Below are 22,538 nucleotides of genomic sequence, written 5' to 3'. Positions count from 1 at the left end.
CCAGTACAGTTGCTGTTAAGAGAGAGATGGGTGTTGTCAATCTTCCTTGGCTCGCCAAAGTCACTCGCAACTGTTCCTCTGAGTATAGTGCCTGCGCCGAATTCTTCACGTTTGATCCCCAGGCGTACGGTTTACAACTATCTGCCGGCCTCTATTGCACTTTTTTGCATTTTTCCTATCTATCTTTGTCGCAGCCCCGCCGATCCCCCGCGCGGCGCATGAGAACCAGATCGGGTGCCGATGGATCGCACGTTACTGTTATTCAAGATTCGATGGAGGCGCCAGCCACTGTGGCTGGCGGCAGTGTTAATGCTCTGTGTTGGCGGGTGTACGCAGCAGCAAGGGCAAGATATCGCCAAGCAGTTCAGCAATGGTAAACCCGATGAGTTTTTCCAGACGAGTGTCGACCGCATGGCCACCCTGGGCATGCGCGACAACTTGCAGAGCCTGTATTTGCTGATGAACAAGCTCTACCTGCGCAACCCCAACCAGTGGCGCCAGTCGGGTTACCCGGATGCGGTGAGCGCCGCGCGGGAAATACGCCAGGCCATTGAGCAGCGTCGCTCACTGCCGGCCCTTGGCGACCGCCGCGATTTGGCCGCGTTGAGTTATTCGCTGAGTCCGGAGTTCAAAGGCGACCGGGTCGGCGCCTTTATCTATGCCATCGGCAGCATGATTGTGACGGCCCACGGTGGCCGCACCGAGTTCTACATCACCGACTCGATCAACCCGCAGTTCGTCAGCAACGCCGCGCGCAATATCGAGAAGGCCACCTGGCTGCTCGGCAAGCGCCAGGATGCGAATGGCGTGCTGCTGCTGTTTTCCAACGAAATTTCGGAGGAGGGCAGCAACCTCAGCTTCGCCGTGGAGTTCGGCAAGATCGTCGCGCGCCTCGACCTGTTGACCCAGATGCTGGATGAACGCTACCGGCGCATTGGGCTCAATTACGCGCAGAGCCTGTTGCTGATGAATTTCCTGCCGGTGCAGTGATGCATTTCGTCGGCGTGGATTTAAGCCTCGTCGCCAATGGCCGATGCAGGGGTAAGACCTGTCATGTGAGGAGCGTGTTATCAAACATCTAACCATTGAAGAGCTGGACGCGATCACAGAGATCGAAACCACTTCAAATATCTTGCGACTGACTTCGCGTTTGACCGGGATGCGCTTTTCAGCCATTTCCAAGATGACGGACACGCACTGGGTGGCGTGTGCGGTTCATGACGAGTTGCAGTTCGGGCTGGAGGCCGGCGACGAGTTGCTCGTGGAGGCCACGTTGTGCAACCAGTTACGCGCCAATCGCAAGTCGATCGTCATCGAGCACGCCAGTCGCGACCCGGTATTCTGGGAGCACCCGTTGCCCAAGGAGCATGGCTTCGAGAGCTATATCTCGTTGCCCATCGTGTTCTCCGACGGCACTTTTTTTGGCACCTTGTGCGCGTTGGACGTGTTGCCCAGGCAGTTTGAAAACACCCAAATGCTCGAAATCCTGAGCATCTTCACACGGCTCATCGGCACTACACTGGAATTGCAGCGCAGCAGAGCCTGAACCCATCAAGGTGGTTTGCTGGGTTATGTCTCTTTTATCTGTAGGAAACGGCCTATCTTGCATCCCGCCGCTTGAATCACCCCTCAGTGCGCAATAGCCTCGGACTTTTCCGAAAAAATGAGGCCCTCCCTTGGGTAAGCGAAAAACGGTTTGGCCGACAGACCGCGAAATACGCCTGCGCTTTATGCTCTTTGCCGTGATCGATGCCGCGAGTGTCCAGGGTGTTTCAGCGGAGCTGTTACTGCCCGCGCACGCACTGCTGCAAGGTTCGCCAACCGAAGCGCAGCTGCTGGGTGCCCTGGTTGAAATCCTCGTCGCCGAAGAAATGTACGGGTTCAGGTTTGCGCCGGGATCAGAAGCGCAGGAATTGCTGGACTTACTGGCGCAGCCTAGCGATTGAACGCCGTCGTTAGACCGTTTATTTCCATAAGATTGGACGACATGCCTGGATCGAATATCCATGACGTCGAATTGGCGCGTGTCACGGACATCCACGACGCGATAACAACGAAATGCCCACCATCACAGCCGGCACAGCTGTCTTGATCGACTAAGCTTCCCTCCGAACATCCGATCCTGCTGCTCTGTCGCCGTCTTGCGCCGCTGCCTGGCGTCTCTAGAATCGGCCCCAGAACTTACTCATTTCCTGTCGATTACGGAGTTTCGAACATGATGAATGCAATGCAGATGCCGATGAACACTTCCATGCCAATGATGCCGATGATGGGCATGCCGATGATGATGGCCACCATGAAATGCGAAATGGCCGCTGACGCCATGATGTGCACCATGAAGCCGGCGGCAGGCATGGACATGGCTCAGTTCAAGACCAACGCCGAAATGATGGCGATGATGATGAACTGCGGCATGCCGATGATGATGCAGTGCGCCAACATGTCGATGATGTGCATGTCCGCCGAAACCATGGCGATGATGTCGGGCATGAATATGCCGATGAATATGCCGATGATGTCGATGGGCATGATGATGCCGATGATGAAGTGCGTGATGGAATGCACCCTGCAGGCTGACGGCATGATGTGCAAAATGATGCCGATGCCGGGCATGAGCATGGACATGATGAAAAACTGCTGCATGCTCATGAACAAAATGATGAACGACTGCGCCATGCCGATGATGATGAGCTGCAACGGCATGCCGATGATGTGCTGCACCTGCTGACAGGTAGCGCAATAAAAAACGCCCCGATGATTCGGGGCGTTTTTTTTTGCCGGGATTAATCCAGGCGTTCGGGGTAGGTGATTACCAGGAACGCCACGGCTTCGCTGTCCGCCGGGTTGCGGTAGCGGTGGGGCTGGTCGGCATAAAACAGGATCGAGTCGCCGGTGGAGAGCAGGTAGCGCTCATCGTTGACACTGACCTCCAGCACACCTTGCGCCACGACCAGGTTCTCCTGGATGCCGGGGCCGTGGCCTTCGGAGACTTCCTCGCCAAGCGCACGCAGGCGAATCTCGTAGAACTCCGACTGACGCGCCGTATCGTAGGGAAACAACGCGCGGCTGGTAAACGCGCCGTCGGCACTCACCAGGCGTTTGCTCTGGTGTGCCGGCAGCACCTCGACGCCTTCGAACGCGCGGTCCTCCAGGAACGCCGCGACCGACACCTTCAAGCCCTTGGCGATCTTGCACAGCACCTTGATCGACGGCACGCTGCGCCCGGATTCAATCTGCGCCAGCATCGCCCGGCTGACACCGCACACACGCGCCAGGCCATCCAGTGACAGATGGCGCTTGCTGCGCAGGCGTTGCAGGTTGTGCGCGACGCACAAGCTGATCACGTCGTCGTCAACAGAGGGTTTGGGCAGGGGTTCGGGTGGTTCGGGGAGCACGTGCAGGAAATTCATTGGCCTTACGCCCGGCGAGTATCGCTGGACGGCGTCGCCTGTGCGGTAAACACCGCCAGCCCGGCACGCGCCGCGTACATCGCCCACATCAGCTCGGCCGCGGCACGCGCCTGGCGGCGTTTGCGGTGAAGCGTGAAGTCGATGACGGTGGCGGATGTTTGCATGGGGGCAGTCTCGTGCGGCGTGGTTGGTTCAGTGGCTCCACAGTAATGCCTGCCGGTTATTTCTTTAAATACTGAGTTTGCATGTGGTAATTCGATTTTGGACTTAAACCATAAATTGGGTCCGACACTGTTGTGGGAAGGGTCTGGTCCGTTAATAAGGCGTGACCTGGCGGGCGCGCCTGCCTTCCCAACACTGTTCGCGTGCCAGGTCCAGCCTGCCACGCCCCCGAATTCCAAGGATCTGCCTCGATGCTGCTGCGCCAACCCCCGCTCTTTTTTGCCGCCCTGACCTTAAGTTCGCTGGTGCAAGCCGAAGACCTGCAACTGGCCCCGGTCGAAGTCACCAGCAGCGAGGCGAGTGCTGGTGAAGTCGCCCAGGCACAACTCAAGAGCGTGCCCGGCGGCACCAATTTCATCGACATGAACAGCGTGCAGCAGGGGCGGGTGAGCACCAACGAAGATGTATTCAAGTATCAGGCTGGGGTGTACGCCAAGGCGGCGAATAATGAAGGGGTGAAGCTGTCGATTCGCGGTTCCGGCCTCAATCGCAGCCCGGGTTCGCATGCCTCGGGGCTATATGAAATGTTCGATGGCTTGCCGCTGACCGGCCCCGGCGGGACCCCTTATGAGCTCAAGGACCCCTTGTGGCAAAGCCGCGTCGAGGTGCTGCGCGGTGCCAATGGCTTTGACCAGGGCGCATTGGCCTTGGGCGGCGCGGTCAATTATGTGACCCGCACCGGCTACGATGCGCCCAAGCTGCAGCTGCGCTATGAGGCCGGCAGCCGTGGCTACGCCCAGCACGAGATCAGCTCTGGCCAAGTGCTGGGGGATGCCGACTACTACATCAGCCTCACCGACTCCGAGTCCGACGGCTACCAACGCCAGAGCGCTGCCACGGGCAAGGGCGTGGCGGCCAACTTCGGCTACCGCTTCAACCCGGACCTGGAAACCCGTTTCTATTTCCGCTACCGCGAAACCACCAACGACACCCCCGGCAAACTTACCCGTGCGCAGATCAGCCACGACCCGCGTGCGGCCAACAGCCTTAACGCCGCCCGCGACTCCAAGCGCCTGCAACCGGGCTCGACCTGGATCGCCAACAAGACCACCCTGCACTTGGACGACAGCTCCCGCGTCGAAGTCGGACTGGCCTACCACGACTATCCGATGGACCTGCGTGAAGGCACCAACCGCCTGAAGGTCGCCTACACCGACATCAGCAGCACCCTCAATTACATCCGCCAGGACACGCTGTTCGGCCACGACAGCACCACCACAGTCGGCCTGCGCACCACCCAGGCGATGCCCAACAACGGCGCGTCGGAATATGTACGCACGCCCGCCGGCAATACGGCCACCTACGCACCCGGAACCAAGACCCGCGACTACAGCTACCTGGGCTCCGACACCGTGCTGCATATCGGCAACGACCTGGAGCTGGTCCCGGACCTGTGGCTGACCACAGGCCTTGCGGCGATCTACACCCGCCGCGAAACCCAGGTGACCTACCCCGAAGGCCAGGCGCCGCTGAGCCAGCATGACTGGGACTACGCCCCGCGCATCGGCCTGCGTTATGACTTCACCCCGCAATTGCAGGTGTACGGCAACCTGAGCCGTTCGGTCGAGCCGCCGCACGCCTGGTCGATGATCTGGGGTTCCAACAAATACTTCGGCCCAGGCAGCGGCCCGGCTACTGGCCTGCAGCGTGAAGGCGTCAGCCTGAAAAACCAGACCGCGACCACCTTGGAAGTCGGCAGTCGGGGCGAGGCGTTGATCGGCCAGTGGGACCTCGCGCTGTACCGTTCAGAAGTGCGCCACGAGCTGCTCAGTGTGGAAACCCAGGCCCAGACCTCTTCCAGCAATGCCATCATTGCCGAATCCAACGCCAGCCCCACCGTGCACCAGGGCGTGGAACTGAGCCTGCTCAGCCCGTTATGGGAAGGCGGCCGCAGCGGCCAGGTGGCCCTGCGCCAGGCCTACACCTTCAGTGACTTCTACTACCGCGACGACGACCGTTTCGGCTACAACAGCTTGCCGGGCATTCCCAAGCACTACTACCAGGCCCAACTGCGCTACATCCACCCGACCGGTTTCTACACCAGCCTCAACACCGAGTATTCCTCGCGTGTGGCGGTGGACTACGCCAACTCGTACTACGCCGCGTCCTACACGACCCTGGGGGCGACCTTCGGCTACGACGCGCCCAAGCAGGACTGGCAAGCGTGGGTCGACCTGCGCAACCTCACCAACCGGCGCTACGCCAACACCGTCACTCCCGGCTACGACGACAAAGGCCTGGACACGGCCCGCTCGACCCCGGCAGACGGTCGCGGCATCTACACCGGCGTCTCATGGAGCTGGCGTTAACCCGCCGCGACCGCCGCCTGTGGTGAGCTTGTCGTGATGAATGGGCTTGATGTGGCTGCCAGGCTTGTGGTGGAGGTTGGGCTTGTTGTGGAAGTCGAGCTTGTTGTGATGACCGAGCTCATTGTGATGACGAGCTTGGCTTGCTGTGGCTGCCTGGCTTGTTGTGGCAAGCCCGCTCACCACAAGGGATGGGGCATGGCCCACTTGATCTCGGCGCGGAGCCGCGGCACCGACGGAGCGTGAACGTAGCCTCAACCTGCAGCGACCGCCGCCTGTGGTGAATAGGCTCATTGTGATGAAGGGCTTGGCTTGTTGTTGCTGCCAGGCTTGTTGTTGCTGCCTGGATTGTTGTGGCGAGCGGGCTTGCCCCGCGTTGGGTGGCGAAGCCGCCCCATTAAGACTCAACGCAATAAACCTGACACTCATCGCCAGCAGTGACAGGGGCTGCTTCGCAGCCCAACGCGGGGCAAGCCCGCTCACCACAAGGGGCGGGGGCTGGCGCACTTGATCTCTGCAGCGCGCCGTGGCACCGGCGGAGCGTGAACGTAGCATCAACCTGCAGCGATCGCCCCCTGCGGTGAATAGGCTCATTGTGATGAAGGGCTTGGCTTGTTGTTGCTGCCAGGCTTGTTGTGGTGAGCGGGCTTGCCCCGCGTTGGGTGGCGAAGCCGCCCCATTAAGACTCAACGCAATAAACCTGACACTCATCGCCAGCAGTGACAGGGGCTGCTTCGCAGCCCAACGCGGGGCAAGCCCGCTCACCACAGGGGGCGAAACTTTGCCCGGCGCATCGGGCAGGCGCTCTTGCTCCTACACCGATTTACTGGCATTGTTTGCGCAATTGGTAACTCTTCCCATTTGAGATCTTTTTGCGCATGCATGACATTCCGGCCGCGCTGGGCGATTCAGAGCGTCAGCAGACCCTTACGGCGATGTACAGCGAGCACCATGGCTGGTTGCACGGTTGGCTGCGCAAAAAACTCGGCTGCTCCCAGTATGCTGCCGACCTGGCCCACGACGCGTTTATCCGCGTGTTGATGCTTGCCGAACCGCAAAATATCAAGGAACCACGGGCGTTCCTGGCCACCACGGCAGGGCGGTTATTGATCGACGGCGCACGGCGTCGGCGCATCGAAAAAGCCTACATGGAAGCCCTGGTAATCCAATGCGAAGACGCCGGCATGCCCGACCCGGCCGCCATCCATGTGGCGCTGCAAGCGCTGGAGCGCATCGCCGAAATGCTCGCCGGCCTGCCGGCCAAGGCGCGCGAAGCCTTTCTGTTGAGCCGCCTCGACGGCCTGACCTACAGCGAAATCGCCACGCGCCTGGAGGTGTCCTCCAGCACCGTCAAAAACTACATCTCCAGCGCCCTGGTGCACTGCTACCACAGCCTGCATGCGGCAGATCCGCTGGCATGAACTCCGAACAGATCATTCAACAAGCGGCGAATTGGCTGACACGCCTGCACGACGAAGACGTCAGCGACGCCGAGCGCCAGGCATTCAACACCTGGTGCCAGGCCGATCCACGCCATGCGGTGGCTATCGAACGCATGCGCGTCCTGTGGGGCAGCCTCGATGCTGTGCCTGCGCAACCGGCACGCGTGGCACTCAACCGGGCCTTCGCCCCGCGGCGTCCGCTGGCTACTCAGGTGGTCGGGCTGCTTGGCGTCTTACTGTGCGGCTGGCTGGGCCTGGAACACCTGCCGGTATGGATGGCCGACCAGCGCACCGGCGTCGGCGAGCGCCGCCACATCGCCCTTGAAGACGGCAGCCAACTGCAGCTCAACAGCAATTCGGCAGTCGACGTGAAATTCGACGGCCACCAGCGCGTCATCGAGTTGTTGCAAGGCGAACTGTGGGTCGAGGTCGCCAAGGACGCGCAACGGCCCTTCGTGGTGCGCACCGACCAAGGCACCGCGACCGCCCTGGGCACGCGTTACCTGGTCAAGCGTGCGCCGGACGGCACCACCGTGGTGACCGTGATCGAGTCCACCGTCGCGGTCAAAGGCCAGACCAGTGAAGGGGTCAGCGTCACCGCCGGCCAGCGCTCGGTCCTCGACCATGGCCGCGCCCAACCGCCACAAGCCGTCGGCAACACCGACGCGGACGCCTGGACCCGTGGCCTGCTCAAGGTCAACGACCAGCCGCTGAGCGAGGTGCTGCAAACCCTGGCCAGTTACCGTCACGGCCTGGTGCGCTACGACCCGCAGGCCCTGCAGAACCTGCGCGTGTCCGGCGTATTCAAGCTGGACGACACCGCTGCGGCGCTCTCGGCCCTGGCCGACAACCTGCCGATTCAGGTGGAGTACTTCACCGACCTGCTGGTGGTGGTCAAGCCGCGCTAGCCTTCGTGCTGGCGCAGGCGCTTGTACAAGGTGTTGCGGCTCACCCCCAGCTCCCGCGCCAGGTGGGAAATATTCCCGCCGGCCGCTTTCAGGCGCTGGGCCAGGTCGATGCTGTCATCCAGGTACTCGCTGGTGGGCGGCGGCGCTGCCACATTCAGATCGACAAAGAAATCATCCGGCAGGTGCTCCGGGCGAATCGGCTGCTCCTCAGCCATCGCCAACGCCACCTGCAACACACTGCTCACCTGGCGCAAATTGCCCGGCCAGGGGTGCTGCTCGAACAGGGCCAGCACCTCGGCACTGAGGCCGGCCCATTGGGTCGGCTCGCGATGTTGCTGCCACAGTTGCTGGAACAGCGCGCGCTTGTCGCTGCGTTCGCGCAGCGGCGGTAGCTCGAGGGTCAGGCCACCAATGCGGTAGTACAAATCCTCGCGAAAACGCCCGGCCTGTACCTGCTCGCGCAGCGCCCGGTTGGTGGCCGAGATGATGCGCAGATCCACCGGGAACAGCTCACTGCTGCCCACCGGTTGCACGCAGCGCTCCTGCAACACCCGCAACAGGCGTGCCTGGGTCGGCAGCGGCATGTCGCCAATTTCATCCAGAAACAGCGTGCCCTTGTCGGCCTTGCGGATCAGGCCGATGCTGCCTTTTTGATTGGCGCCGGTAAACGCGCCTTTTTCGTAGCCGAACAGTTCCGATTCCACCAACTCGGCAGGAATCGCCGCACAGTTCACTGCGATAAATGCCTGCTGACTGCGGGAACTCGCCTGGTGCAGGGCCTTGACGAAAACTTCCTTGCCCACGCCGGTTTCGCCGTGGATCAGCAGCGGGATGTCCTTCTCCAGCAAGCGTTCGGCTTGGCGCACGGCCTTTTCCACGCGCGCATCACCAAAGTGCAGGGTGTTCAGGCCAATCGCCGCCGGCTTTGGCGGCGTGGGTTGGCTGAACACCCGCGCCTGCACCGGCATTTGCTTGGGCCGTTTCAACAGGCACTGGAATCGGTTGCGTCCAGCCGCCTGCAGCGAAAACGGCAGGCCCTCGGGCTGATTGAGCAACTCCAGCAGCGAGACCTTGAACAAACTGTCGATCATCACCCGTGACAGACTGATGCCCAGTAGGTTGTCGGCGCGACGGTTGGCCGACAGCACCTGGCCGCTTTCATCGAAGATCAACAGGCCGGCCCATTGGCTGTCGAGGTTGCTCAGGCCGGTGTTGAAGGTCAGTTGAAAATGCTCGCCGCGAAACAGGTTGAGGATCAGCCGGTTTTCCACGGTCTGGCTCATCATCTTGACCATGCCCAGGGTGTGGGAGGGCGGCAGGTAGCTGTCGCTGGACACATCCAGTACCGCGATGATCTCGCGCTGCGCGTCGAAGATCGGCGCCGCCGAGCCGGTCATGAAGCGGTTGGCCTTGAGAAAGTGTTCGTCATGTTCGATATGCACCGCCTGCGCACAGGCCAGCGCAGTGCCGATGGCATTGGTGCCGCTGGAGCGTTCCATCCAACTGGCGCCGGCGCTGAACCCCCGGGCCAGCTTGGGTTCGATAAAACGCTGGGTGCCCCAACTGGTCAGCACCTGGCCCTGGTTGTCGGCCAGCATGATCAGGCAGTTGGAGTTGCTGAGGATGTTTTCGTAGTAGGGCAGCACCTCCTGATGGGTGGTCTGCACCAGGGAATGCTGGCTTTCGAGCAATTGGCTGATGCCCTCGGCAGGCAGCTGATCGAAGCTGGGCGTGCTCTGATGGTCCAGCCCAAACGCGCGGCAGCGGCGCCAGGATTCCTGGATAAGGGTGTCGTGAGCCAGTGGTTCGGCCATGGGGTGACCTGCATTTTTATTGTTATGGGGTGTTGCACAATCCAACCATTGAAACCGGATCAAAATGTCCTGTGTTGGTGGTGAGAGTGTTGTTCAGAACTGTTCATTGTCAACCCCGTGACTGTTCAGTTGTTCACCTGGAGTGTTCAAACACGAACATCGGGTTTTCCCATTTCCTTACACATCAAGCCCTTGCCGTTTTGGCACGAAACTCGCTCTGACAACTGGCCAGATTCATTCCAATAATAAAAAGGTCGTGTCATGTCATTGACCCTGGAAAATGTCTCCCGCGTCGTCGAAGGCCAAACCTGGATCGACGACGCCAGCCTGCGTTTCGAAGCCGGCTCCTTCAACGTATTGCTCGGCCGCACACTCTCCGGCAAGACCAGCCTGATGCGCCTGATGGCCGGCCTGGACAAGCCCGACAGCGGCCGCATCCTGATGAACGGCGTGGACGTCACGCAAAAACCGGTGCGCCTGCGCAACGTATCGATGGTCTACCAGCAATTCATCAACTACCCGACCATGACGGTGTTCGAAAACATTGCCTCGCCGTTGCGCCAGGCCGGTGTCTCCAACGAGCTGATCCAGAGCAAGGTGCTGGAAACCGCGAGGATGCTGCGCATCGAGAAATTCCTCCAGCGCCACCCGCTGGAGCTGTCCGGGGGCCAGCAGCAACGCACGGCCATGGCCCGTGCGCTGGTCAAGGATGCCGAGCTGATCCTGTTCGATGAGCCGCTGGTCAACCTGGACTACAAGCTGCGTGAAGAGCTGCGTCAGGAAATGCGCGAGCTGTTCAAGGCGCGGCATACCATCGCCATCTACGCCACCACCGAGCCCAACGAGGCCCTGGCCCTGGGCGGCACCACCACGATTCTTCACGAAGGCCGGGTGATCCAGAGTGGCAAGGCCGCCGAGGTCTACCACCAGCCGCAGACCGTGCTGGCCGCCGAGCTGTTTTCCGAACCGCCGATCAACCTGATGCCGGGGCGCATCAGCGGCAACGAGGTGAGTTTCGCCAATTTTGTGCACTTCCCGCTGAACGTCGACCTGCGCCCGATTGGTGAAGGCGAATTCCGCTTCGGCGTGCGCCCCAGCCATATCAGCCTGGTGCCGAGCAACGACGATGACCTGGAGCTGGCAGTGACCGTGGAAGTCGCCGAAATCAGCGGCTCGGAAACCTTCCTGCATGTGCGCAGCGAGCACTTCCTGCTGGTGCTGCACCTGCCGGGCGTGCACGAGTACGACGTCGACGCGCCGATCCGCGTGTATATCCCCACCCATAAACTGTTTGTGTTCGATGCCCAGGGCCGTCTGGTCCAGGCTCCCGGACGCCGTGTCGCGAGGGTTGCCTGATGGCCGAGATCCATTTGCAGAACCTGGCGCACAGCTACAGCCCTACACCGACAGGGCCTGAAGACTACGCGATTCGGGAAATGAACCACGTATGGGAGCAGGGCGGTGCCTACGCCTTGCTCGGGCCCTCGGGCTGCGGCAAGTCGACCCTGCTCAATATCATCTCCGGGCTGCTCAGCCCGTCCGAGGGCCAGGTGCTGTTCGATCACAAGGTGGTCAACGAGCTGACGCCTGAACGACGCAACATCGCCCAGGTGTTCCAGTTCCCGGTGGTGTACGACACCATGACGGTGTTCGACAACCTGGCCTTTCCTCTGCGAAACCAGGGCATGGCCGAGGCGAAGATTCACAGCAAGGTGCAGGAAATTGCTGAGGTGCTCGACCTGCAAAACCTGCTGACCAAGAAAGCCCGCAACCTCACCGCCGATGAAAAACAGAAAGTTTCCATGGGCCGTGGGCTGGTGCGCGACGATGTGTCGGCGATCCTGTTCGATGAGCCGCTGACGGTGATCGACCCGCACCTCAAATGGAAGCTGCGGCGCAAGCTCAAGCAGATCCATGAGCAGTTCAACATCACCATGGTCTACGTCACCCACGACCAGTTGGAGGCCTCGACCTTCGCCGACAAGATCGCGGTGATGTACGGCGGGCAGATCGTGCAGTTCGGCACGCCGCGTGAGCTATTCGAACGGCCGAGCCACACTTTTGTCGGCTATTTCATCGGCAGCCCTGGGATGAATCTGATCGAGGTGCAGGCCGAATCCGGCGGGGTGTGCTTTGCCGGTACTCATCTGCCCCTGTCGACGGCACTGACCCAGCGCATTGCCGATACGGACTACAAGAAACTCCAGGTAGGCATCCGCCCGGAATTTATCCACGTGTGGGACGAGTACAACCCTGAGGCCTTGCAGGCCGCAGTCACACACGTCGAGGACCTCGGCACCTACAAGATCATGACCCTTACGCTGGACGGCGCGCCCCTGAAAGTGCGCCTGGCCGAGGACAAGCCGGTGCCTGAAGGCACGGCGTCCATCAGTTTCCCGGCGCAATGGCTGATGGTCTACGCCGACGATTACCTGCTGGAGGTGCTGCCATGAACAAGGTGCAGAACAACAAGGCCTGGTGGCTGGTGTTGCCGGTGTTCCTGCTGGTGGCGTTCAGTGCGGTGATCCCGATGATGACCGTGGTCAACTACTCGGTGCAGGACATCTTCGACCAGTCCAGCCGCTACTTCGTCGGCGCCGACTGGTACAAGCAGGTGCTGCTCGACCCGCGCCTGCATGACTCATTGCTGCGCCAGTTCATCTACTCTGCCTGCGTGCTGCTGATCGAAATCCCACTGGGCATCGCCATCGCCCTGACCATGCCGACCAAGGGGCGCTGGTCGTCGCTGGTGTTGATCATCCTCGCCATTCCGCTGCTGATCCCCTGGAACGTGGTCGGCACCATCTGGCAGATTTTCGGCCGCGCCGATATCGGCCTGCTCGGCTCGACCCTCAACGCCATGGGCATCAGCTACAACTACGCGGCCAACACCATGGACGCCTGGGTCACCGTGCTGGTGATGGACGTGTGGCACTGGACCTCACTGGTGGCGCTGCTGTGTTACTCGGGCCTGCGCGCGATTCCGGATGTGTACTACCAGGCGGCGCGGATTGATCGGGCCTCGGCTTGGGCGGTGTTCCGACATATCCAGTTGCCGAAGATGAAAAGCGTGCTGCTGATCGCGGTGATGCTGCGCTTCATGGACAGTTTCATGATTTACACCGAGCCTTTCGTGTTGACGGGCGGCGGGCCGGGTAACGCGACTACCTTCCTCAGTCAGACGCTGACCCAGATGGCTGTAGGTCAATTCGACCTGGGCCCGGCGGCCGCGTTTTCCCTGGTGTATTTCCTGATCATCCTGTTGGTGTCCTGGCTGTTCTACACCGCCATGACCCACTCCGACGCCAACCGCTGAGGCCGCCAACATGAGCAAGAGAAAGCTGATTCCGCTGCTGATCTACATCCTGTTCCTGCTGGTGCCGATCTACTGGCTGCTGAACATGTCCTTCAAGAGCAACACCGAAATCCTCGGCGGCCTGACGCTGTTTCCGCAGGATTTCACCCTGGCCAACTACAAGGTGATCTTCACCGACCCCAGCTGGTACACCGGCTACCTCAACTCGCTGTACTACGTGAGCCTGAACACGGTGATTTCGTTGAGTGTGGCGCTGCCGGCGGCGTATGCGTTTTCGCGCTACCGCTTCCTCGGCGACAAGCACCTGTTCTTCTGGCTGCTGACCAACCGCATGGCGCCGCCGGCGGTGTTTCTGCTGCCGTTTTTCCAGCTGTATTCGTCCATCGGCCTGTTCGACACGCACATCGCCGTGGCACTGGCGCATTGCCTGTTCAACGTGCCGTTGGCGGTGTGGATCCTGGAAGGCTTCATGTCCGGTGTGCCCAAGGAAATTGACGAAACTGCCTACATCGATGGCTACAGCTTTCCTAAGTTCTTCGTGAAAATTTTTATCCCCTTGATCGGCTCCGGCATCGGCGTGACGGCGTTTTTCTGCTTCATGTTTTCCTGGGTCGAGTTGCTGCTGGCGCGCACCCTGACCTCGGTCAACGCCAAGCCCATCGCGGCGGTGATGACGCGCACGGTCTCGGCGTCGGGCATTGATTGGGGCGTGCTGGCAGCGGCGGGGGTGTTGACCATCCTGCCAGGCATGCTGGTGATCTGGTTTGTTCGCAACCACGTGGCTAAGGGCTTTGCCCTGGGCCGGGTCTAGAGGAATCGATGATGGAATGGATGGCCTGGACCACCCCCACCGCGCTGTTCTTTGGCGGTATCGCCCTGATTCTGGCGGGCATGACCACCTGGGAACTGCGTTCGCCGAGCATCCCTCGGCGCGGTTTTCTGCCGATCAGCACCACCCGTGGTGATCGCTTGTTTATCGGTCTTCTCGGCAGCGCCTACCTGCATTTGCTGGTCATCGGCGTTACCGACTGGAGCATCTGGGTGGCGTCCGCGCTGTCCCTGGTATGGCTGTTGAGTGTGATGCGTTGGGGCTAGTACTCGCCCTGCAGGCGCCGGCAAGCCGGCGCCTGCAGGGATTGTGTTCGCAGGTCCCGTTTGAAACTAACCAGGAGGTCTCTATGTTCGATAAAAACAATAAGCTGCGACATAGCATTTCATTGGCCGCCGTATTGGCCCTCAGCGGTTTGAGCGCCACGGCCTGGGCCGATGCGTACGAAGATGCGGCGAAAAAATGGATCGGCAGCGAATTCAAACCGTCCACCCTCACGGCCGACCAACAGCTCGAGGAGCTCAAGTGGTTTATCAAGGCCGCCGAACCGTTCCGTGGGATGAAGATCAATGTGGTGTCGGAAACCCTCACCACCCACGAGTACGAGTCCAAGGTGCTGGCCAAGGCCTTCACGGAAATCACCGGGATCAAGCTCACCCACGACCTGCTGCAGGAAGGCGACGTGGTCGAGAAGCTGCAGACGCAGATGCAGTCCGACAAGAATATCTATGACGGCTGGGTCAACGATTCCGACTTGATCGGTACGCACTTTCGCTATGGCAAGACCGAATCGATCACCGACCTGATGGCCAACGAAGGCAAGGATTTCACCTCGCCGACCCTGGATATCAAGGACTTTATCGGCATCTCGTTCACCACCGCGCCGGACGGCAAGATCTACCAGCTGCCCGACCAGCAGTTCGCCAACCTCTACTGGTTCCGCGCCGACTGGTTCGAGCGCCCGGAGCTGAAAGCCAAGTTCAAGGAAAAATACGGTTACGACCTCGGCGTGCCGGTGAACTGGTCGGCCTATGAAGACATCGCCAAGTTCTTCAGCGAAGACGTCAAGGAAATCGACGGCAAGCGCATCTACGGGCACATGGACTACGGCAAGAAAGACCCATCCCTGGGCTGGCGCTTCACTGATGCCTGGTTCTCCATGGCCGGCGGCGGCGATAAAGGCCTGCCCAACGGCTTGCCGGTGGACGAGTGGGGCATTCGCGTGGAGGACTGCCATCCGGTGGGCTCCAGCGTGACCCGTGGCGGCGACACCAACGGCCCTGCTGCGGTATTCGCCACGCAGAAATACGTGGACTGGATGAAAGCCTACGCACCACCGGAAGCGGCGGGCATGACCTTCTCCGAATCCGGGCCGGTGCCGTCGCAAGGCAATATCGCCCAGCAGATTTTCTGGTACACCGCGTTTACCGCCGACATGGTCAAGCCGGGCCTGCCGGTAGTGAATGCCGACGGTACGCCGAAGTGGCGCATGGCGCCGTCGCCGGTCGGGCCTTATTGGGAAAAGGGCATGAAGAAGGGCTATCAGGACGTGGGTTCCTGGACGTTCCTCAAGTCGACCCCGGAGAAACAGAAACTCGCGGCCTGGCTGTATGCGCAGTTCGTGACCTCGAAGACCGTCTCGCTGAAGAAAACCATCGTTGGCCTGACACCGATTCGTGAGTCCGATATCAATTCCCAGGCCATGACCGACATGGCGCCCAAACTCGGCGGCCTGGTGGAGTTCTACCGCAGCCCGGCCCGCGTAGAGTGGTCGCCGACCGGCACCAACGTGCCGGACTATCCTCGCCTGGCGCAACTGTGGTGGAGCAACATCGCCGCCGCCGCCAGCGGCGAGAAAACCCCGCAACAGGCCCTCGACAACCTGGCCAAGGAGCAGGACGCGATCATGACGCGCCTGGAACGCTCCAAGGTGCAGCCGGTGTGCGGTCCGAAGATGAACCCCGAGCGTGACGCGCAATACTGGTTCGACCAACCGGGCGCGCCGAAACCAAAACTCGCCAACGAAAAACCCAAGGGCGAAACCGTGGCCTACGGCGATCTGCTCAAGCAGTGGGAGGCGGCGCGTAAATAAACGCGCCAGTTAGCGGATGTAGGAGCGGGCTTGCTTGCGGAAGCGGTGTGTCAGTCGCTGAATTGGGTGACTGATCCACCGCCTTCGCGGGCAAGCCCGCTCCCACATTTGGGGTGTGTTCCAAGGTTGGAGTCGGGTTGTACCGTCTGCTCAAATGCCGTTGCAGCACCTCGGCCTCCAGTCCGAACACCAATCAAAACTGTGGGAGCGGGCTTGCTCGCGAAAGCGGTGTGCCAATCGCTGAGGAGGGTGACTGACCCACCGCCTTCGCGGGCAAGCTCGCTCCCACATTTGGCGTGTGTTCCAAGGCTGGAATCGGATTTTAACGTCGTCGAAACTGGTGTCGAAACACCTCTAATCTCGAGCCCGAACACCGATCAAAACTGTGGGAGCGGGCTTGCTCGCGAAAGCGGCTTGCCAGTCGCTGAAAGGGTGACTGACCCACCGCCTTCGCGAGCAAGCCCGCTCCCACATTTGGCGTGTATTCCAAGGCTGGTATGGGGTTGTACCACTCGCTCAAATGGCGCTGCAGCACCTCTTCCTCCAGCCCGAACACCAATCAAAACTGTGGGAGCGGGCTTGCCCGCGAAAGCGGTGTGTCAGTCGCTGAATTGGATGACTGATCCACCGCCTTCGCGAGCAAGCCCGCTCCCACATTTGGGATGTATTTCAAGGTTGGAACCGAGTTTTACCGTCCGTTCAAATGCAGGTGCAGCACCCCGAATCCCAAGCCCAACACCAATCAAAACTGTGGGAGCGGGCTTGCTCGCGAAAGCGGCTTTCCAGTCGCTGAAAAGGGTGACTGACCCACCGCCTTCACAAGCAAGCCCGCTCCCACAGTTGACCTTTATGTACCAGGAGCCCAGATCTGTTCCTCGACAAAGCGCCTGGCCAGGAATCCATACAGCAAATACCCGAACGCCAGCACCAGCATCGCGCCAAATACGGCCTCTTCGCCGCAGGCATAAATCGCGTACAGCGAGTACCCCACGGCTACCAGCACTACCAGCGTATTACGCGCCTGCACCGCTGCAGTGGCGCGTGCCTTGTGCATCATTACCAGCAAGCCGGTGAGGGCGGTCACGTAGGGCACCAGGTTGGTCACCACTGCCAGGTTCACCAGTTTGCTGAATTGCGCGCTGGCTGTTGGCGAGATGGTCGACAGGGCAATCAGGCTCTGCAGCGTCGCACACGCGAGCAGCCCGAGTACCGGCGCATTCGCCGCGCTGACCCGGCTGAAAAAGGCCGGAAACAGACGCTGGTCCGCCGACATCTTGGCCGTCTGCGCCAGGGTGAACTGCCAGCCCAGCAATGAACCGATGCACGCCACCACCGCCAGCGCCATGATCACTTCACCCACCCAGGGTGTGAACATCTGCGCATACACCAAGGCAAACGGCGCCGAAGACTCGGCCAACTGCGCATTTGGCACGATGCCTTGGATCACCGCCGTCGACAGCACGTACACCAACGCCGCGCCCAGGGTGCCGAGCAGGCAGGCCAGCGGCACGGTGCGCTGGGGCTCTTCCACCGCGTCATAGCCTTGCGCCGCCGACTCCATGCCGAGAAATGCCCACAGCGTCAGCGGAATACTCGCACCGATGGCGTCCCACAGTTCCAGCTGATTGGGGTTCCAGGCCGCCACAAACACCTCGGCCTTGAAGTAGAACCAGCCGATCACACACAGCCCCACCACGGGAATGATCACGCCCCACACCGTCACCACCCCGATGCGCCCGGTCAGGCGCGGGCCGCCGAAGTTGGCCACGGTGGTCAGCCAGATCAGCGCCAGGCTGCCGATGAACAACGGCACCGGCCCACTGCCCAGCCACGGCACAAACGACGACAGATAGCCCACGGCTGAAATGGCAATCGCCACATTGGCGATGATCAGCGACAGAAAATACAGAAACGAGCACAGGAAAAATCCCGACTTGCCGTGGGCCTCTTCGGTATACGCCGACATCCCGCCGGTGCGCGTACAGAACAGTCCGCACTGGGCAAAGCCATATGCGATGGCCATCGAGCCCACTGCCGTGATCACCCACGACAACAACGAAATCGCGCCCAGCTGCGCCATGCTCGCCGGCAACATGATGATGCCCGAGCCCATCATATTGATCGTGACCAGCGTGGTCAGGCCCAACAGGCTCATCTTTTTGCTTGGCTCGGGCATGGTCGTTCCTTGGATTGGCGGGGGAACACTGCCCCAGTGGTGAGGGGCACCTTGTGTAGAGGCAACTTACTGCGTTGCGTGGGCTTTGTGTATCAAGTGAGCTTTTTTTGTGCGGAGTAACGTTTTTCCAGTACCCATTGGCTCGCCGGAGCACCCATCCACGCCTCGGCGGGTGTACGGGCTGGGCCATCTGTAACCGCCGATCCGCCCCTTCTTAACCTCGATTGAATTTTCCGCACACCCTGATGCTCTGCACTGTTAGAAGCGTGTGGTTTTCAGCGCTCTTGTGGGGCTTCCTTGTTGGGAGGCCTGTTGCATCGGACTTTGCGGACACTGCCATCATGACGCTTTTTACAGCGCTGTCGGGCCAACCGGCCTCCCTTACCCAGCCGGGCCAGTGCCAGCGGGTGTATCAACAGCTGCATGGCGAAACTGCGGGTGCAGAAGAGGTCGCGCGGGCATTTATTCGCACGCAGTTGGCACAGTTGCGCGACGTGCCCGGCGAGTTGCCCGAGGCGCCCGAGCAATTGCCCGCGTGGGTCGAGCAGCGCTGCGCCGAGGTGGCCCAGGCCTATGCCGATTACCTGGAGCAACGCCAGCAAGGCCAGTCACGCCGCTATTTCCAGAACAAGGCCCATGCGCTGTACTTCCTGCAGCGCGTGGCGCCGACCAAACACGTCGACGGCGCCTGGCTCAACGGCCTGCTGCGCTATTGGCAGGACCCGCGTTTCGACGGCCTGCTCACCACCTACCTTGAAGAGTTGGGCGACGGTGAGGCGGCGCAGAATCATGTGCTGATCTACCGCAAATTGCTCAGCGAACACGATGCCGACAGCGACGCCGGCCTGGAAGACAGCCATTACCTGCAAGGCGCGCTGCAACTGGCGCTGGGGCTGTGTGCCGAGGAATTCCTGCCAGAGATCATCGGCTACAACCTGGGCTATGAGCAGTTGCCCTTGCACCTGTTGATCACCGCGTACGAGCTGAGCGAGCTGGGCATCGACCCGTACTACTTCACCCTGCACGTGACCATCGACAACGCCAGCAGCGGCCACGCGTGCAAGGCCGCGCAGTCGGTGCTGAATTTATTGCCGCTGGGCGAGGGCAGGGCGGACTTCTATCGCCGGGTGGCCGACGGGTACCGGCTCAACGACCTCGGCCTGGGCACCACCGCGGTGATCAGCCGGTTCAAGCTGCAGGACGAAGTGGTGGCGATGCTCGAACGCAAGCGCACGTTCGGCCAGCACATGCATTCGGACTACTGCCGCTTCGAGGGCCAGACCGTCAATCAGTGGCTGGCCCAGCCGGGGCAGATCGGCGCCTTTCTCCAGGCCCTGGAAGACAAGGGCTGGATCAAGCGCAACCAGGACCCGGCCGACAGTCGTTTCTGGCAATTGATCGAAGGCGCCGGCGCGGCGATGTTCGGCGTGTTCAGCGGCTACGAAAAACAGCTGCTGCATGACTGGATCGCCGGTGAGTGGGTCAGCAGCCAACGCGTGCCGCCGGTACGGCCAGGGCGCGGTAGCCGCTTCTCGCGCGAGCAGCACCGCCCGGCGGATCCGGACACCCAGGCGCTGGTGGATTCGCTGTGGAACCTGTCCGACGAGCAGCAGCTCCAGGCATTGATTCCCTGGCTGTCGGCGCGGCGCCATTGCACGCCTGCCGGTCTGTACGCCACCCGACGTTTTATCCAATTGCGCGCGCGCCTGCGCTGAGGTCCTTGCCCATGTCTGCACAACAACTCGCCGACCGCGCCTTGCTCAACCTGGGCCGGGGGTTGAAGGAGCACGGCTACCGGTTCATCACGCCGACGCCGTTGACCCATGAGCGGGTCTATCAACGCTTGCCCACGCCACTGGCGGTCGACCTGCGTGATGTCTTTGGCTGGTCGATGCCGTTTGACAATCAACTGTTGCCCGAAGCATTCCGGGAAGAGTTGCAGCAGGCCGATGTGATCGAGAAGCACGACGCGCTGTGGCGCAGCGCGGTGCGTTGGTCGAGCCTGGATGATCTGCTGCTGGCCCACTCGGCGTACCCCACCACACAGTCGGATGCGGTGTTTTTCGGACCGGACAGCTACCGCTTCGCGCACCTGCTCGAAGCCCATCTGCAGCAGCGCGGCGAGCCGATCACCCGCGCCGTGGACATCGGCTGCGGCGCCGGTGTTGGCGCGCTGGTGGTCGCCCGCGCGCGGCCCGACGCCGAGGTGCTGGCAGTGGACATCAACCCGCGTGCCTTGCGCCTCACGGCGGTGAACGCGGAGCTGGCGGGACTGGCCAACGTCAGTGCCTACCACAGCGATGTGCTGGGCAGTGTCGAGGGCGAATTCGACCTGATCGTCGCCAATCCACCCTATATGAACGACGACCGTCAGCGCGCCTATCGGCATGGCGGCGGCGCGCTGGGTGAGCAACTGTCGGTGCGTATCGCCAGCGAATCACTCGGGCGCCTGGCCCTTGGCGGCAGCCTGGTGCTCTACACCGGCGTGGCGATCGTCGCCGGCGAAGACCCGTTTCTGGCGGCGGTCAAGCCGCTGCTTGCCAGCGACGCTTTCGGTTGGACCTACCGCGAACTCGATCCTGATGTGTTCGGCGAAGAGCTGGGCAAACCCGGGTATGAGCGCGTGGAGCGAATTGCCGTGGTCGCGCTCACCGTCACCCGTTTGCGCTGACCACTCATCAGGTGTGGACGCACGCTGAAGGAACGCTCGCCGGCTCAACCGCCCTTACCTATAACCCCTTTAACGGCAGGAGTGCAGAGCATGCGAGCGATGACTTTCCAGGGCGCCCATAAGGTGCAGGTGGACACGGTTCCCGATCCGATCATTGAGCAGCCGGACGACATCATTTTGCGCGTCACTGCCACGGCCATCTGTGGTTCGGACCTGCACCTGTACCGGGGCAAGATCCCCACGGTGGAGCACGGGGATATCTTCGGGCACGAGTTCATGGGCATCGTCGAGGAAACCGGGCCGGCGGTGACGGCCGTGCAGCGCGGCGACCGTGTGGTGATCCCGTTCGTGATTGCCTGTGGTGACTGCTTCTTCTGCCAGCTCCAGCAGTTCGCCGCCTGCGAAACCACTAACGACGGGCGCGGCGCGATCTTGAATAAAAAGGCGATCCCGCCGGGAGCGGCGCTGTTTGGCTATAGCCGTTTGTACGGCGGCATTCCCGGTGGCCAGGCCGAGCTGGTGCGGGTGCCCAAGGCCAATACCGGGCCGTTCAAGGTGCCTGGCACCCTTGCGGATGAGAAGGTGTTGTTCCTTTCCGACATCCTGCCCACCGCCTGGCAGGCGGTGACCAATGCCGGCATCGGCGAGGGCTCGAGCGTGGCGATCTATGGCGCCGGCCCGGTGGGACTGCTCAGCGCCGCGTGCGCACAGATGCTTGGGGCCGCGCAGATCTTCATGGTCGACGATCACCCGTATCGCCTGGCCTATGCACAGAAAACGTATGGCGTGATCCCGATCAACTTCGAGGAAGACGATGACCCTGCCGACACCATCATCCGCCAGACTGCCGGTATGCGCGGCGTCGATGGCGTGGTCGATGCGGTCGGCTTCGAGGCCAAGGGCAGCACCACCGAAACCATCCTCACCACCCTCAAGCTCGAAGGCAGCAGCGGCAAGGCCCTGCGCCAGTGCATCGCCGCCGTGCGCCGGGGTGGCACGGTCAGCGTCGCCGGGGTGTATGCCGGGTTTATCCATGGCTTCATGTTCGGCGACGCGTTCGACAAGGGCCTGACTTTCAAGATGGGCCAGACGCATGTGCAGCGGTTCCTGCCGGAGCTGCTGGGGCACATCGAACTGGGGCACTTGAACCCGGAGGCGATCGTCACCCATCGCCTGTCGCTGGAGCAGGCGGCGCGCGGTTATGAGCTATTCGACAAGGCCGAGGAGGATTGCCGCAAGGTGATCCTGCTGCCGGGGATCGACGAGCGGCCACTGGTCGAGCCGCTGGAAGAACTGACGCCGGAGATTCGCGTGCAGGGCGTTCCCGGGTTCTAGGCGATCCCTTGCAGGAG

The 22,538-nt window shown here is 61.4% G+C and carries 20 protein-coding genes; 16 read left to right on the top strand and 4 right to left on the bottom strand.

The annotated features are described in order from the left end of the window. Positions 1–240: 240 nt before the first annotated feature. The 4 genes from BBG20_RS22770 to BBG20_RS33250 all read left to right on the top strand — a co-directional run bounded on the left by BBG20_RS22770 (position 241) and on the right by BBG20_RS33250 (position 2,728). Positions 241–990, top strand: coding sequence for a hypothetical protein (locus tag BBG20_RS22770; RefSeq protein ID WP_065907416.1), 750 nt, complete (start codon positions 241–243; stop codon positions 988–990). 79 nt (positions 991–1,069) lie between these two features. Continuing rightward, complete coding sequence (locus BBG20_RS22765) at positions 1,070–1,546, top strand: GAF domain-containing protein (protein ID WP_065907414.1); 477 nt, start codon at positions 1,070–1,072, stop codon at positions 1,544–1,546. Between the two features lie 130 nt (positions 1,547–1,676). After that, complete coding sequence (locus BBG20_RS22760; protein ID WP_065907411.1) at positions 1,677–1,946, top strand: hypothetical protein; 270 nt, start codon at positions 1,677–1,679, stop codon at positions 1,944–1,946. A 269-nt stretch (positions 1,947–2,215) separates the two neighbouring features. Continuing rightward, positions 2,216–2,728: a hypothetical protein gene (locus tag BBG20_RS33250; protein WP_083221464.1), complete on the top strand. Its 513-nt coding sequence runs from the start codon at positions 2,216–2,218 to the stop codon at positions 2,726–2,728. Between the two features lie 55 nt (positions 2,729–2,783). On the opposite strand, the gene BBG20_RS22750 is transcribed toward BBG20_RS33250, so the two are convergent. Together BBG20_RS22750 and BBG20_RS32975 are read right to left on the bottom strand one after the other, a co-directional pair. Beyond that, positions 2,784–3,410 (bottom strand): helix-turn-helix domain-containing protein, encoded by a 627-nt coding sequence (locus BBG20_RS22750; RefSeq protein ID WP_065907409.1) that lies wholly within the window; start codon positions 3,408–3,410, stop codon positions 2,784–2,786. 5 nt (positions 3,411–3,415) lie between these two features. Continuing rightward, the gene (locus tag BBG20_RS32975) at positions 3,416–3,574 is read right to left on the bottom strand and encodes a hypothetical protein (RefSeq protein ID WP_168167070.1); all 159 of its coding nucleotides are present in this window, start codon (positions 3,572–3,574) and stop codon (positions 3,416–3,418) included. A gap of 249 nt (positions 3,575–3,823) precedes the next feature. Between BBG20_RS32975 and BBG20_RS22745 the strand changes: the two genes are divergently transcribed. The 3 genes from BBG20_RS22745 (at position 3,824) to BBG20_RS22730 (ending at position 8,288) form a co-directional block, all read left to right on the top strand. Next, positions 3,824–5,941: a TonB-dependent receptor family protein gene (locus BBG20_RS22745; RefSeq protein ID WP_065907406.1), complete on the top strand. Its 2,118-nt coding sequence runs from the start codon at positions 3,824–3,826 to the stop codon at positions 5,939–5,941. An 875-nt stretch (positions 5,942–6,816) separates the two neighbouring features. Continuing rightward, positions 6,817–7,359 carry a sigma-70 family RNA polymerase sigma factor gene (locus BBG20_RS22735; RefSeq protein ID WP_065907399.1) on the top strand — a complete coding sequence of 181 codons (543 nt, stop codon included), beginning with the start codon at positions 6,817–6,819 and terminating at the stop codon, positions 7,357–7,359. Continuing rightward, positions 7,356–8,288 (top strand): FecR family protein, encoded by a 933-nt coding sequence (locus BBG20_RS22730; protein ID WP_065907397.1) that lies wholly within the window; start codon positions 7,356–7,358, stop codon positions 8,286–8,288. The genes BBG20_RS22735 and BBG20_RS22730 overlap by 4 nt, the downstream gene beginning before the upstream one ends. Here the strand turns inward: BBG20_RS22730 and BBG20_RS22725 are convergent. Continuing rightward, positions 8,285–10,102 carry a sigma-54-dependent Fis family transcriptional regulator gene (locus BBG20_RS22725; RefSeq protein ID WP_065907394.1) on the bottom strand — a complete coding sequence of 606 codons (1,818 nt, stop codon included), beginning with the start codon at positions 10,100–10,102 and terminating at the stop codon, positions 8,285–8,287. The two genes, BBG20_RS22730 and BBG20_RS22725, sit on opposite strands and share 4 nt — an antisense overlap. A 261-nt stretch (positions 10,103–10,363) precedes the next feature. Here BBG20_RS22725 and BBG20_RS22720 point away from each other — a divergent pair, with 261 nt between their 5' ends. The 6 genes from BBG20_RS22720 (at position 10,364) to BBG20_RS22695 (ending at position 16,339) form a co-directional block, all read left to right on the top strand. After that, on the top strand, positions 10,364–11,458 hold the full coding sequence (locus BBG20_RS22720) for an ABC transporter ATP-binding protein (RefSeq protein ID WP_065907391.1): 1,095 nt from the start codon (positions 10,364–10,366) through the stop codon (positions 11,456–11,458). Beyond that, positions 11,458–12,555: an ABC transporter ATP-binding protein gene (locus tag BBG20_RS22715; protein WP_065907388.1), complete on the top strand. Its 1,098-nt coding sequence runs from the start codon at positions 11,458–11,460 to the stop codon at positions 12,553–12,555. The genes BBG20_RS22720 and BBG20_RS22715 overlap by 1 nt, the downstream gene beginning before the upstream one ends. Then, a complete protein-coding gene (locus BBG20_RS22710; RefSeq protein WP_005789024.1) occupies positions 12,552–13,418 on the top strand; it encodes a carbohydrate ABC transporter permease in 867 nt (288 codons plus the stop codon). The genes BBG20_RS22715 and BBG20_RS22710 overlap by 4 nt, the downstream gene beginning before the upstream one ends. A gap of 10 nt (positions 13,419–13,428) precedes the next feature. Next, complete coding sequence (locus BBG20_RS22705; protein ID WP_003232361.1) at positions 13,429–14,229, top strand: carbohydrate ABC transporter permease; 801 nt, start codon at positions 13,429–13,431, stop codon at positions 14,227–14,229. Between the two features lie 11 nt (positions 14,230–14,240). Then, complete coding sequence (locus tag BBG20_RS22700) at positions 14,241–14,513, top strand: DUF2160 domain-containing protein (protein ID WP_003232363.1); 273 nt, start codon at positions 14,241–14,243, stop codon at positions 14,511–14,513. A gap of 83 nt (positions 14,514–14,596) precedes the next feature. After that, positions 14,597–16,339 (top strand): ABC transporter substrate-binding protein, encoded by a 1,743-nt coding sequence (locus BBG20_RS22695; protein ID WP_065907385.1) that lies wholly within the window; start codon positions 14,597–14,599, stop codon positions 16,337–16,339. A gap of 847 nt (positions 16,340–17,186) precedes the next feature. On the opposite strand, the gene potE is transcribed toward BBG20_RS22695, so the two are convergent. Further along, positions 17,187–18,515 (bottom strand): putrescine-ornithine antiporter, encoded by a 1,329-nt coding sequence (gene potE / locus BBG20_RS22690; protein WP_065907383.1) that lies wholly within the window; start codon positions 18,513–18,515, stop codon positions 17,187–17,189. 341 nt (positions 18,516–18,856) lie between these two features. Here potE and BBG20_RS22685 point away from each other — a divergent pair, with 341 nt between their 5' ends. The 3 genes from BBG20_RS22685 (at position 18,857) to BBG20_RS22675 (ending at position 22,521) form a co-directional block, all read left to right on the top strand. Further along, positions 18,857–20,230 carry an iron-containing redox enzyme family protein gene (locus tag BBG20_RS22685; RefSeq protein ID WP_065907380.1) on the top strand — a complete coding sequence of 458 codons (1,374 nt, stop codon included), beginning with the start codon at positions 18,857–18,859 and terminating at the stop codon, positions 20,228–20,230. 11 nt (positions 20,231–20,241) lie between these two features. Further along, complete coding sequence (locus tag BBG20_RS22680; protein WP_065907377.1) at positions 20,242–21,186, top strand: methyltransferase; 945 nt, start codon at positions 20,242–20,244, stop codon at positions 21,184–21,186. 90 nt (positions 21,187–21,276) lie between these two features. After that, the gene (locus tag BBG20_RS22675) at positions 21,277–22,521 is read left to right on the top strand and encodes a zinc-dependent alcohol dehydrogenase (RefSeq protein WP_065907374.1); all 1,245 of its coding nucleotides are present in this window, start codon (positions 21,277–21,279) and stop codon (positions 22,519–22,521) included. Positions 22,522–22,538: the final 17 nt, after the last annotated feature.

This window comes from Pseudomonas aylmerensis, from assembly GCF_001702265.1.
Lineage (GTDB): Bacteria > Pseudomonadota > Gammaproteobacteria > Pseudomonadales > Pseudomonadaceae > Aquipseudomonas > Aquipseudomonas aylmerensis.
Note: the sequence above shows the minus strand (reverse complement) of the source record. Positions and strands in the feature narration are given on the sequence as shown.

Coding starts and splice junctions, on each gene's coding strand:
- BBG20_RS22745 (WP_065907406.1), top strand. CDS start 3,824: ATGCTGCTGCGCCAACCCCCGCTCTTTTTTGCCGCCCTGACCTTAAGT.
- BBG20_RS22685 (WP_065907380.1), top strand. CDS start 18,857: ATGACGCTTTTTACAGCGCTGTCGGGCCAACCGGCCTCCCTTACCCAG.
- BBG20_RS22675 (WP_065907374.1), top strand. CDS start 21,277: ATGCGAGCGATGACTTTCCAGGGCGCCCATAAGGTGCAGGTGGACACG.
- BBG20_RS33250 (WP_083221464.1), top strand. CDS start 2,216: ATGATGAATGCAATGCAGATGCCGATGAACACTTCCATGCCAATGATG.
- BBG20_RS22720 (WP_065907391.1), top strand. CDS start 10,364: ATGTCATTGACCCTGGAAAATGTCTCCCGCGTCGTCGAAGGCCAAACC.
- BBG20_RS22735 (WP_065907399.1), top strand. CDS start 6,817: ATGCATGACATTCCGGCCGCGCTGGGCGATTCAGAGCGTCAGCAGACC.
- BBG20_RS22750 (WP_065907409.1), bottom strand. CDS start 3,410: ATGAATTTCCTGCACGTGCTCCCCGAACCACCCGAACCCCTGCCCAAA.
- potE (WP_065907383.1), bottom strand. CDS start 18,515: ATGCCCGAGCCAAGCAAAAAGATGAGCCTGTTGGGCCTGACCACGCTG.
- BBG20_RS22725 (WP_065907394.1), bottom strand. CDS start 10,102: ATGGCCGAACCACTGGCTCACGACACCCTTATCCAGGAATCCTGGCGC.
- BBG20_RS22710 (WP_005789024.1), top strand. CDS start 12,552: ATGAACAAGGTGCAGAACAACAAGGCCTGGTGGCTGGTGTTGCCGGTG.
- BBG20_RS32975 (WP_168167070.1), bottom strand. CDS start 3,574: ATGCAAACATCCGCCACCGTCATCGACTTCACGCTTCACCGCAAACGC.
- BBG20_RS22730 (WP_065907397.1), top strand. CDS start 7,356: ATGAACTCCGAACAGATCATTCAACAAGCGGCGAATTGGCTGACACGC.
- BBG20_RS22695 (WP_065907385.1), top strand. CDS start 14,597: ATGTTCGATAAAAACAATAAGCTGCGACATAGCATTTCATTGGCCGCC.
- BBG20_RS22700 (WP_003232363.1), top strand. CDS start 14,241: ATGGAATGGATGGCCTGGACCACCCCCACCGCGCTGTTCTTTGGCGGT.
- BBG20_RS22680 (WP_065907377.1), top strand. CDS start 20,242: ATGTCTGCACAACAACTCGCCGACCGCGCCTTGCTCAACCTGGGCCGG.
- BBG20_RS22705 (WP_003232361.1), top strand. CDS start 13,429: ATGAGCAAGAGAAAGCTGATTCCGCTGCTGATCTACATCCTGTTCCTG.
- BBG20_RS22715 (WP_065907388.1), top strand. CDS start 11,458: ATGGCCGAGATCCATTTGCAGAACCTGGCGCACAGCTACAGCCCTACA.
- BBG20_RS22770 (WP_065907416.1), top strand. CDS start 241: ATGGATCGCACGTTACTGTTATTCAAGATTCGATGGAGGCGCCAGCCA.